This is a genomic window from Mesotoga sp. HF07.pep.5.2.highcov, assembly GCF_003666285.1.
Taxonomy (GTDB): Bacteria; Thermotogota; Thermotogae; order Petrotogales; family Kosmotogaceae; genus Mesotoga; species Mesotoga prima.
In genome coordinates this window covers 1-10,475 of record NZ_JFHJ01000632.1, presented here as the reverse complement: position 1 = coordinate 10,475, position 10,475 = coordinate 1, and the positions used below count along the sequence as shown (strand labels likewise).

The 10,475-nt window shown below is 44.6% G+C and carries 11 protein-coding genes and 2 pseudogenes; 7 read left to right on the top strand and 6 right to left on the bottom strand.

Annotated features, from left to right (window positions below; all coding sequences use genetic code 11):
- The first annotated feature begins 58 nt into the window (after positions 1–58).
- Complete coding sequence (locus BG32_RS13570; protein WP_006490330.1) at positions 59–586, top strand: putative immunity protein; 528 nt, start codon at positions 59–61, stop codon at positions 584–586.
- A 314-nt stretch (positions 587–900) separates the two neighbouring features.
- Here the strand turns inward: BG32_RS13570 and BG32_RS13565 are convergent, their stop codons facing one another.
- Both BG32_RS13565 and BG32_RS13560 read right to left on the bottom strand, forming a co-directional pair.
- Positions 901–1,416 carry a metallophosphoesterase family protein gene (locus tag BG32_RS13565; protein WP_121526981.1) on the bottom strand — a complete coding sequence of 172 codons (516 nt, stop codon included), beginning with the start codon at positions 1,414–1,416 and terminating at the stop codon, positions 901–903.
- Between the two features lie 334 nt (positions 1,417–1,750).
- Positions 1,751–2,530, bottom strand: coding sequence for an SUMF1/EgtB/PvdO family nonheme iron enzyme (locus BG32_RS13560; RefSeq protein WP_121526980.1), 780 nt, complete (start codon positions 2,528–2,530; stop codon positions 1,751–1,753).
- 1,730 nt (positions 2,531–4,260) lie between these two features.
- Here BG32_RS13560 and BG32_RS16810 point away from each other — a divergent pair.
- Together BG32_RS16810 and BG32_RS13555 are read left to right on the top strand one after the other, a co-directional pair.
- Positions 4,261–4,515: a hypothetical protein gene (locus BG32_RS16810; protein WP_259459753.1), complete on the top strand. Its 255-nt coding sequence runs from the start codon at positions 4,261–4,263 to the stop codon at positions 4,513–4,515.
- Positions 4,512–5,744: a hypothetical protein gene (locus BG32_RS13555; RefSeq protein ID WP_259459752.1), complete on the top strand. Its 1,233-nt coding sequence runs from the start codon at positions 4,512–4,514 to the stop codon at positions 5,742–5,744. Before BG32_RS16810 ends, BG32_RS13555 begins: the two co-directional genes overlap by 4 nt.
- Before the next feature lie 181 nt (positions 5,745–5,925).
- Here the strand turns inward: BG32_RS13555 and BG32_RS17240 are convergent.
- A pseudogene (locus BG32_RS17240) lies at positions 5,926–6,024 on the bottom strand (hypothetical protein); the annotation flags it as partial.
- A gap of 533 nt (positions 6,025–6,557) precedes the next feature.
- Between BG32_RS17240 and BG32_RS13550 the strand changes: the two are divergent.
- Positions 6,558–7,904 carry an ATP-binding protein gene (locus BG32_RS13550; RefSeq protein WP_121526979.1) on the top strand — a complete coding sequence of 449 codons (1,347 nt, stop codon included), beginning with the start codon at positions 6,558–6,560 and terminating at the stop codon, positions 7,902–7,904.
- A 73-nt stretch (positions 7,905–7,977) separates the two neighbouring features.
- Here the strand turns inward: BG32_RS13550 and BG32_RS17235 are convergent.
- The 3 genes and pseudogenes from BG32_RS17235 to BG32_RS15445 form a co-directional block, all read right to left on the bottom strand.
- A pseudogene (locus BG32_RS17235) lies at positions 7,978–8,109 on the bottom strand (type II toxin-antitoxin system PemK/MazF family toxin); the annotation flags it as partial.
- A complete protein-coding gene (locus BG32_RS13540; protein WP_121526978.1) occupies positions 8,094–8,291 on the bottom strand; it encodes a hypothetical protein in 198 nt (65 codons plus the stop codon). The gene BG32_RS13540 and the pseudogene BG32_RS17235, both read right to left, overlap by 16 nt.
- 397 nt (positions 8,292–8,688) lie before the next feature.
- Positions 8,689–8,883 carry a hypothetical protein gene (locus BG32_RS15445; protein WP_039882570.1) on the bottom strand — a complete coding sequence of 65 codons (195 nt, stop codon included), beginning with the start codon at positions 8,881–8,883 and terminating at the stop codon, positions 8,689–8,691.
- Between the two features lie 293 nt (positions 8,884–9,176).
- Here BG32_RS15445 and BG32_RS13535 point away from each other — a divergent pair, with 293 nt between their 5' ends.
- The 3 genes from BG32_RS13535 to BG32_RS15895 all read left to right on the top strand — a co-directional run.
- On the top strand, positions 9,177–9,650 hold the full coding sequence (locus tag BG32_RS13535; protein WP_121526977.1) for a hypothetical protein: 474 nt from the start codon (positions 9,177–9,179) through the stop codon (positions 9,648–9,650).
- A gap of 109 nt (positions 9,651–9,759) precedes the next feature.
- A complete protein-coding gene (locus BG32_RS13530; RefSeq protein ID WP_006490316.1) occupies positions 9,760–10,143 on the top strand; it encodes a hypothetical protein in 384 nt (127 codons plus the stop codon).
- A gap of 75 nt (positions 10,144–10,218) precedes the next feature.
- A partial coding sequence (locus BG32_RS15895; RefSeq protein ID WP_220660343.1) for a hypothetical protein occupies positions 10,219–10,475 on the top strand: 257 nt, incomplete at its 3' end.

Here is a 10,475-nt window from a genome sequence, read left to right as displayed (position 1 = left end):
GCAGAGATCGCAGAATGATGCTATAAAAAATAACGTACATCACTAATGGAGGAAGAGTATGCCGAGATTGCGAAAGATGCTCAACGACTTTAATGCTCCGTATATTAAGCTGCTCATGAGACAAATCGAAACTCAGAGCAAGATAACGCTTGTAAACTGGGCGATCGATTACTCTGAGCGAGTTATTCTGCCTCTGTGGTTGAAGTATTGTCCGGACGACTTACGTCCAAAATTTGCGCTGGATTCCGCGAGACAATGGCTAAACGGCAAAATCAAATTGCAGCAGGCGAAAAAGAAAATACTTCGGTGCCATGAGGCTGCAAGAGAGGCCGAAGGAAATCACATTGCTCACATAGCGGCGAGAGCGATTGCTCAAAGCGTATCGACTATTCATGCTGCGAGGCACTGTATAGGGCTCGCTCTCTATGGGGCTCTGGCGATCGCTTACGATGAACTGGGAACAGAGGCCCCCTGGGAACGTCTTGAGCTACGCGCCTCTGAGGAGTGTGAACGCATGCTTGCGGCACTTTGGGAAATTTCGATTGTAGACGAATCCAATCCTGCAAACATCGATTGGTACTATTGAGCGTGTTGAGTTTTAGGCGGGCAAATCGGTGTCCCGCCGCAAAATCACCGAAACGTTAAGAATACTGCGTTGAAGAATTAGAGCGAAAGACTAGTTGCAAGTTCCAAGATGCAAGTTGCAAGACACACAGCTGGAAGCGGGACAGGCTCTATCCGTCTCCAGCTGTTTTTTCTTACTTCATAAACAAACCGGCAAGGAGTAATCAGTATATCACCTACTAAATAGCAGTATTTGAGATACTAATATGACTCGGCTCTATCCGTGAATTTCTTGCAATGCAGCCGGCTTTTCGGCTCCAGCATCTAACCAAACCCTCAGATACCTGCTAGTTCCAGCAATCTTCTTAACTCAACAGGTCTGTATCCAATGTTTTCTACGGAAACGTTGAAGTACCTTCCTGTATAGTTCTCGCCTGACAATGCAGAGTCATGGATGTGTCCGTGGATGTTCAGGGCTATATCTGCTCCTGGATTGGGCTGAGCTCTATGAGTAAGAAGAATCTTAACATCATTTCGTTCGGGATGTTCAATGACAAGCCTCTTGTGAACTTCAAGAAATCCGGCTTCAAGGTAAATCGCAGCCTTTCCATCATGATTTCCTTTTATCAGTATGATTGAACCATTCAGAAGACTACGAAATCTCCTGGCATTCTGTTTTGGTCTCATGCAGAAATCACCGAGAAAATACACAAGATCGCCCTCCGCGACTGTCTCGTTCCAACGGTCTATTAGTTTCTGATTCATCGTTTCCGCATCGGGAAAGGGTCGATTGGTATACGCGATTATGTTCTTGTGGTCAAAGTGTGTATCGGAGACAAAGAACACCTTCATTCTATTGAACGACTCCTGATAATCAAAACATATTTCTTGATCGAGGCAAGCGATCTCTCACGAAAACCTCAGGATATTACTGCAACGATCCGCACCGGAAGAACTAGTATATCCTTAATTCACAAGAATTCACTTATATGATAGTTTGAGTATCTGTCCGGTGTCAACCTCCGGTTTTCGCTTAGACTCGGTCATAAAACATCGAGCAAACTTATCTGAAAGATCTAGTTTAATATTCGATCTCCGCAAAAGAGGGGAGCAGGTTTCGCCTGCCTCTACCCTGGGTTTACTTGCCTCAGCTAATCTTAACTCAAAAATCTTCAGGAGAGCAAACTCAGAAGGCTGTCCTGCAAACCCGAAAACCCAAATAATAATATCTGAAGGTACGCACGTTTCCGCTCCGAATAGCGACTCGAACGGCAATCTCGATATCAAACCAACTTCCACCACGAAACACCAAGAAAGAACCACTGCCATTGTACGGATTCGTCTGCTCGGAATCGGAATACTCAGAATACCAGTCCGAGCAAAACTCCCATACATTTCCAGACATATCATAGAGTCCTAGTTCGTTGGGGGCTTTTGTACCGTCCTCGTGAGATCTGCAGTTGTTTTCCGTAATGGCTTTCAAGCCATCTTCTCCGCTAAGCGGGCCTTCAAGAAGCTCATCTCCAGAATTGTGTGAGTACCAGGCGACCTCATCTGCGTTGTTGCTTCCCGAATACCTGAACCCCTTGCTTACCTTCCCGCCACGCGCAGCATACTCCCACTCGGCCTCTGTGGGCAGCCTATAGCCGACAACCCTGGAAGGATCTGAAGTTATTATCCCGTCTTTGTCTAGAAAACTGCCGTTTTCATAGTATGCCTTCGGGAGATTCTCCATTTCGCTCAACCTGTTGCAGTAGGCTGTGGCATCATTCCAGCTGACGTTGATAACCGGTCTCTTTCCCCTTCCCCAGCCGCTATCACTGGGACTTCTTTTTCCGGTAGCAGCACAGAAAGCATCGTACTCGTCGAATGTAGTCTCATACTTTCCTATATAAAAGTTGTAGGTGAGGGTCACTTTGTGTGCGGGTTTTTCATTGTCGTATCCATCGCCCCAGGTTTCGCCCATTGTGAAGCTGCCCTTTACTACCAGTACGAATTACCCACTTCCTGCCAGCCCAAATGCCGCCAGCAATATAGCGCAGAGTGTCAGAAATACCGCTCTCTTCATTACCTCACCTCCATTAGTGAGGCTTCACACTTAAAGTAAGCACGTGAAGACTAAGGAAATATACGGCAGGTAGTGCAACACGCTCATATGATCAATATAGCAGTTTTTCCATCTTAAACGAATTAATATTCACTTGTGAAAACTGCCGTCTCGAGAATTTGTTTTTCGATTCATAAGCCTGGCTAATCTCTCTATATCATTGCTCCGGTCCAGCACTCACAAAAGGCTGGTTCGGGATCGGCGATGAGCATGGGAGTAACATTGTGAATATGGAAAGAAGAAGTCCCGATTATTCCGGCAAGAACCTAAACGAATCTATCGTAACGATATTCCCCGCACAAAGGGCTTTCGTAAATGATTTTCTCGTTTTGTAATCGTTTTTCCTGGAGTGTAATAAATTAAGGAAACAGCGTTCGCGTAGTGAATCATAATTGAATCTACCAAAATAGAATTAACGGTCCTTCAGAACTCCGTTTTATTGGTTTAATGTTTGATACTCGATCGAGAGAAGACGAGAATGAACATTGTGGAGAGTTCGCCCTTTCACGAGAAGAGCGAGATTCTGAGCAGGTTCATCTCAGAATGACCCGATGCAAGAAATGACTGTAATCTCTGATTACTCATGCCAACGCCATACTTCGTCTGAACTCGTTTCAGAATCTCGTTCCTCACTTTTGGTTAAGGGCCACTAAGTTGGGAAGGGTGTGAGTCTCTGACAATTAGCCAACTCCGCAGTTAAGAATGAGTGCTTCCGGGGGCGGAAGTTACTTCCGGTATCGGAAGTTGTTTCCGATCCTTCTGGACTTCATTATCTATTGCATTAATGTCCGATCCTGTGAATTCATTCCTGTGTAGAGCGGTTGCAAGTATAAGAACCGCTTTACGCTTAAAATCAAGGACCCGCTGAGCGCTGTAATGGTCGTTATCCGTTGACCGTTCAAGAGCAAGGACCCGTTCGCCGAAAATAGCAACCGAAAAAGTGCGTTGTCGAGACGTTTACTGCGCCCACGGGAAGGCGAGTCTGGCCAGGCAAAGCCTAACTGACCTGCGTTAGCAGACTGGCTCCTGGATGCTTACAACAACTCTTTTTGGAAGAGCTATCATCCCGTAATGTTCCTATACGGGATATCACTCTTGCTAGACTCTAGACCCCAGACTCCGGACCCCTCTTAATTTCGTCATGCTCGTTTCAGCATCTAGCTTTTAACGATATACTTAGAATTGAACTCAAGCAAGCCCTAGTGATATAATCTCTTCGCATGAAGGTGTCCCCGTGGGCGGAGCAGGAAATAGGCTCCGTTTTTTTCTTTTTGTGTATAAGAATTTCCTCACAGTTTTTTTGCATTCGATTTCTCGTTTCTCGTCTTAGTCAAGAATGGAGTCTGACCCTGTTAATTTCAGTCCTTCTCCGGATTTGCAGAAGAACCCTTACCCGGGATTTCAGATAGAGTAATCTGAGTTGCTTTTGAACCCGAGTCTAATGAAGCCTTCCATGATAAAGGCTATGATGTTATTCACACTATTTAAAATGCTAGACACCCATATAACGCACTGTATAATCTTGTGTCCAATAAAAGAGCTTTCCACAAGCAAATGAAATAGAATTCAATAACCGAGGAGGTAGGAAAATGAGAAAGATCTCAATTCTTTTGATCTTGTCCTTGGCCGTAGTTCTTTTTTCCAGCGATAACTGCTTCACACAGGAAAGCGTCGAACACTTCAAAAAACTACTGGAGAGCCAGGGTTTCACAGTTCAGGAAGGTAGCCTGTACCTGTTTAATCCGGCCGACCTGTTCGGGAACTATATACTGCCCAGCTGTTTTTGCAACAATGCCGATTCTCCGTACGCCGTCTACCTTATTCCCGAAGGCCGGGTCAGATGACTCCCAACAAGTACCCCTGGACCTACAAACTGAAAGAGAACGAGGCAATTATCTATCTCGGCTGGACGCCGCCACCTATGGTTTATTTCAGTTACCAGACCTTTTTAGCCGGTAGATTCTATAAAGATGCATTTCACAGGATATTCGGGAACCTCGGGGACACTATCAATATTTCCACTATAAACACGGGCGAGTCAATAGAGGAAGATACGGAAGGCACGGACTTCAACGCTCCAACAATAATAATCAACACACCAGACAGGAATACCGACGCCGTTTTGAGAGCAGAAATAGCCAGAGCCGGCTTCGATGTTGGAATAGTAAACACGGAAGTACTTCCTTCAGCCCTGTTGAGACTTGGGCTGGAACATGATGATGACGAGCTGACCTTCCTTTTCAGAACAGCTTTCTTCGAAAATGAAGCCGATAGAGAGTTTTATACCAGCGATCCACCGCTCGTCGGCTACAAAGAGATACTCGTGAAGCCACCTTATCAAAGCAATTTCAGAGGCTGGGTCTTCAGAGTAACGCCCCCGGAAGATCTCAAGAGCGATCCATTCCCGATTCCGCCTCTCAGGGTAAGGGCTACGGGCGATACCTCCGAACTCGAACTGGCCAAGACGATGGATAGGTTGCGTGAGGCCATCCTAAAGGAGTACGAAAGTCTGCAGTTCAGCGAGCTGAAGAGCTACAGGTGGTTCGAAGAGAGCTATCACGGCATACAGACAACAACGGATGTATTCGGCGAAACCAGGGATACCGTTTACTTCCGTACCGACACCTTTGAGCTCTCTGAGTCTGGCGAAGATTTCGTTATCGTCTATGGCCCAATACACTCCCTTACCGGGAAATCCATCTACTCGAGCTTTATACTCTACACCGGCGATATCGTGAAAGATCTGCTACCCCTGCAATCGAGGATTATGCTCGGTTTCTTGAGTGTGAACAGCCAAATGAGCGAGGAAAGCAAGCTAGGCCTTAAGGGAAGCGCAAAGCGGTTCCTTCCAGACGACCCGAATGCCGACCTTTTTTATGTTTGGAAGATAGCCAAAGCTAACCCGGATAACGAGGATTACTGCGCCGTAGTGCCTGAATCCAATTATGAGAGGATCACCTACAACGAGCTTTTTGTAGCCTTCAGAGCTTACATAGACCCAAAACTGGCCGTAAGTGCCGCCTATGAGGAAATACTCATGGATAAAGTCATATATTTCTCGCAGGAGAAATAGAAAAAATGTGCCTTAGGCTTCAGCTGTAGAACTCATTAAGCTGTATCAGATAAATCTGCGAAGAAAAAATGAGGCAAAGCAAATAATTAGTGAGGGCGAAGGGTTCGAAATAGCTTTCAAACGATGTGTATTAGATGATGATAATGTCCCGATTATTCCCATCCAATACCTCCTTAAATTATCATGTCAACTTCTGTGAGGTTAGATACTCCACCATTTCCTGTCTTTTTCCTCTCCTTGCAGCATATCTCAATATGGTATCTACGTTTAGTGCATACGTATCGAAGGCATTTCAGAAAACCCTGTCCATTTCGGCACCACCAAACGGCTCAAGAACGGGCTCACCTGAGAACAAGTCTACAAGCACTTTCTCGAGTCTCGGTATTACGATTCCATCACTATCGAGATTCATCATGTCTTGTACGGAAAAAAGGAGTCTGGTTATACCCGGTTACTCCGGTTATTCGACTTTGATGTTCTCTGTCTTTTCTCTGGTGTATATCTCCTCTATTAGTCTCTCTAATATCCCGATGCCTATAGACATGATCCAGTAGCGAATGAGCATCTCACGTCTTCGGGTTGCCTCTCGGACCTGGGCGGCATCGAGTCGAATGACTCATGGGTGTCTGCATCCTGCATTTGTCTTCTCAAAGACTGTGAGTCTGGAAAAAGGGAGTTTCTGTTATTCAATGATGAAAGGGGTATAGTTTGGGTTGATGAAGTTGGTGTGTCAAGGGAATTCTTGTCAATTCTACTGCGAAAATTGTATACTATACAGTAAGTTACTGACCAGTATACAAATTGGAGGCAAAGATGGAATTCTTTGATCGTGACGATGAAATCGCTTTTTTCGAGGGGCTCACGAAGCGAAAGTCAAAGAAGATGGTCGCACTCTTCGGGCGGAGGAGGATCGGCAAAACTGCCCTTTTGAAGAAGGTTTACCCGAATGCGCGATACTTCTTTGTAGATACTCGCTCCTCGGAGACTTTGCTGAAAGACTTCTCTTCACAGATATTCGAAGGAAGCTTTGACAACTGGGAAGGTTTCTTCAGGGCATTGTTTCGGCTTCAAGAAGTTGTGATCTTCGACGAGTTTCAGAACTTCATGAGAGTCGATCAGTCGGTCTTTTCGATCCTACAGAAAGTTTGGGACGAGAATTCAGGAAGAGGATTACTGATTCTTTGTGGATCATATGCGGGGATGATGAAGCGAATCTTTCTGGACCAGAAGGCACCACTCTTCGGAAGGTGCGATCACAAAGTTGAGCTGAAACAGTTCCGCTTCAGGGATGCTTTGGAGATGATACGAAGTTTCGGCTATTCATTTGAAGAGGCTGTAGAGTGGTATTCGATACTCGGTGGTATTCCCCAATATTTGTGGCTTCTAGAAGAAAAGGCTTCTTTCGACAAGAAGATTCGAGAACTCTTCTTTGACAGGTTCGCGCCCCTTCGGGAGGAGGGCAAGAATCTTCTCATTGGTGAGTTTGGAACGGAGCATCCGGGCTACTTCTCGATACTCGAGGCAGTCGGTTACTTTGATAGAGATGTCGGGGAGATTGTCGACAGAACGGGTATGGAACGCACAAAGGCCATGAAATACCTTTCTGAGCTCACAAACAACTACGGAATTATCGGCAGGGTAGAAAACCTCCTTTCAAAATCGAAACGCGGTCTGAGATACACTATTAAAGATAACTTCCTTTCATTCTGGATGAAGTATATCTACTCAAGGCAGAACACCGTCGAATTCGATTCCGAACAGGCCCTGTCATATACTATTGAGAATCTTGGAGAATACATTGGCAGAGCATTTGAATCAATCGTGAAATCACTCATCCCCGATCTCTACAGGGCCGAAAAAATCCCTTTATTGCCCGAGAGAGTCGGCAAACATTGGGGCAAAATTCCTGGCACCAGGGACAAGACGTATGAGATAGATCTCATAGGGGAGTCGAGTGACAGAATCCTGGTATTCGAGTGCAAATGGAGAAAGGACCCGGTTGGACCTGAAGTAGCAGAAGTGCTAATAGAGAAGATGCAGTACATCCCTGACAAGAGGATCAAAGTACCGGTTATTATAAGCAAGTCAGGTTTCAAAGCGAACATGCCGAAAGAAGTTCTGCTAATAGACTTGTGTGATCTAGAAGAATCAACCGGATGACGTTTGCGAGCTATTCTCCGATTTGTTGGGAAGAAGATCTGTTGTTCGCTGCTGAAGACCACGTTGACAGTCTTGTGATCCGACACATTATGACATCATCGCCGCCGTCATCCGCGATAACTAACGCAGGTCGCTTTTTAGCTCCGGTGAGATCAGAGAAAGGGAAGGGAATTACCACAACATCACCCTTTACAGGTTTTTCCACGCTATATCCTCTTCTTCCCTTAGCCAGTCCCTGGCAAGAGCCGACTCCGAAGCATCCAGCAGCTCACGACTTAAGGCAGGCAGACTCCTTTCTTTCAATGCCTTCACAAACCGAAGGATTTCTTCTACGAGAGTATCGGGTATGGTCTCTATTTCCTTTCTCAGGAGCTGACGTATGTCCATTAGATCGCCCCCTTTCAATGAGATTATATCATCGCTCTATCTAGGGATCTCTGGTTTTGTCGAATAATTTGTACAGGAGTATTGTGTTCAATATCGTATCTTGGTAGTCCTGTGAAATCTCCCTGGTTCGCGCCTTCGCTCTTTGCAGTTTTGCAGATTGAATGATCGCTCTTTCATCGAATGAATAACACTATTAGCCCTCGTCCAAAAAACTTATCTGATGTGTGTATTGCTTGATAATTCTTTGTACTTATTGTCGGATCGATAGTAGATCATTTTCCTCCAAGCTCGCTTTATAATAGCCCTTCCAGACCCATTTAGAAAGCTTATTATACAGTTTACGCAGATCCGTCTGCAGAACTAGGAATCTGATCCGTTCCTTTAATCTGAACTTGTTTCAGCATCCCGCTTCTGACGATAAACTTAGAACTGAACTCAAGTAAACCATGGTGTCATAATATTTTTGCATGGGGTGTCCCCGTGGGCGGAGCAGGCAGAGGGCGCCGTTTTTGTTTTCTTCTTTTGCCAAGACAACCACATACATTCTAATCAATGACCTCTGCACTTCGAGAGCAAGGTCAAATTTCTTCAACAAAACGCCTCTTTTAGAACGTTTAGAATCCAAGCCGTGCAATTGATACAATGCCATTTTGCAATCCTATTTCTCAAAATTAAACTAAAGCCTTTCTTACACTGAATTCAATATGGAAAAGGCAGAAGCCCCTTCTATTTCAGAAATCCACTCTGCTGAAGTCTTAATCCAACGACACTATATTGACGACATTAGTAATTTGAAGTATCGGTGATATGATTTAACTTGATAGACATCAAACAATTGCTTAACATAAGATTCAGAATTTCAATAGAACTAGGGGGGTGTTAATCTTGCGTAAAGGGATTAAGGTACTTCTTGGATTACTTATCGTTGTTAGTATCATACTATCAGGCTGCATAGTTACTCCTCCTGTAGACCTTGGGCAATGGGTTCTTAAGGATTACTGGCAACATTATATTCTTTCGGAGCATTATTACACCTATTCCTATTTGCTCTACCCAGGTTACAACTGCGATAATGTCAAGATCGTTGTAAGTTGCTCTAAAGCTCCCAGTTATGGGTTTGAAGTATGGATAATGACTCAGACTCAGTTCAATAACTTCGTTAATTCGAATGTGGTGAGTGTTGTTGACCACTTCACAGTCTACACAGGCAATTACACATTCTATTCCAGTGCAATGTCACCTGGAGGAACTTACCGGGTCGTCATTGACAATACTGATTATGGATGGGTAGAAACTAATTGGGATGGTTATGACGACTACTGCAGATTTGATGCTGACATCTATTTCCACATCAACTAAAATGTTTTGATTTCTAGGCGTTTAATCCTGAAAATCCCGTCTAATTACCTAACCCTCCAAAACATGGCACAGATGAGCCGGGAAGTTCTAGAGCATAAGGAGGTTCAAAGTGAAAAAAGCTCTTTCGGTAGTGCTTTTGGTAACTCTTCTAACGGGAAGTATGCTGGCAGGCTTTACTATGTACGATGCAATGGCTCTAGGAAATTATCACGGATCCAAAGATGCAGATAATGCCGGCTTCTTTGGAGCTGTGATACTGGGTACACTGTCCGCCATATTTGTAAACACTGGTTCAAAATCCCTCCCAGCAAACAGGGTCGCTTACATCAACAGCCTCACAGATGATCCAGAGGCAATCGCTGCATACGAGGAAGCTTATTCGTTTGCCTATTCTAATCGAATAGCATGTAATACCTGGAGAGGATATGTAATTACCTCAGTTATCAGCTCTGTAATTGCAGTTATTACTCTGTTAATGGGAGCGTCAACCTAACAAGAGGAAAGTGCAAAGAAACATATCGCTTAATTCTGCTTCTGCCTCGGAAAAGTGAGAACCGAGGGTTTCCTATTGGAGAGGCAGGGCCTATTCAACAATCCATTCTGTAGTCATATCATGCAGAGTTGTATCTGTGAAAAATGGAGTCTGACCCTATTTAACCCAAATGAGACGCTCAAAAGATGCAAATTTAGGACGCTTGGAGTGTATATCTCAAAAGAAAAAATGCAGCAGCAGTATTCGTATCCGGTACATCCATATTTATCGTCTATTCAGCTGATTTGTGAAAGGCTAATTTGGAATGATGAGAAGGACTTTAGATGGTGTTT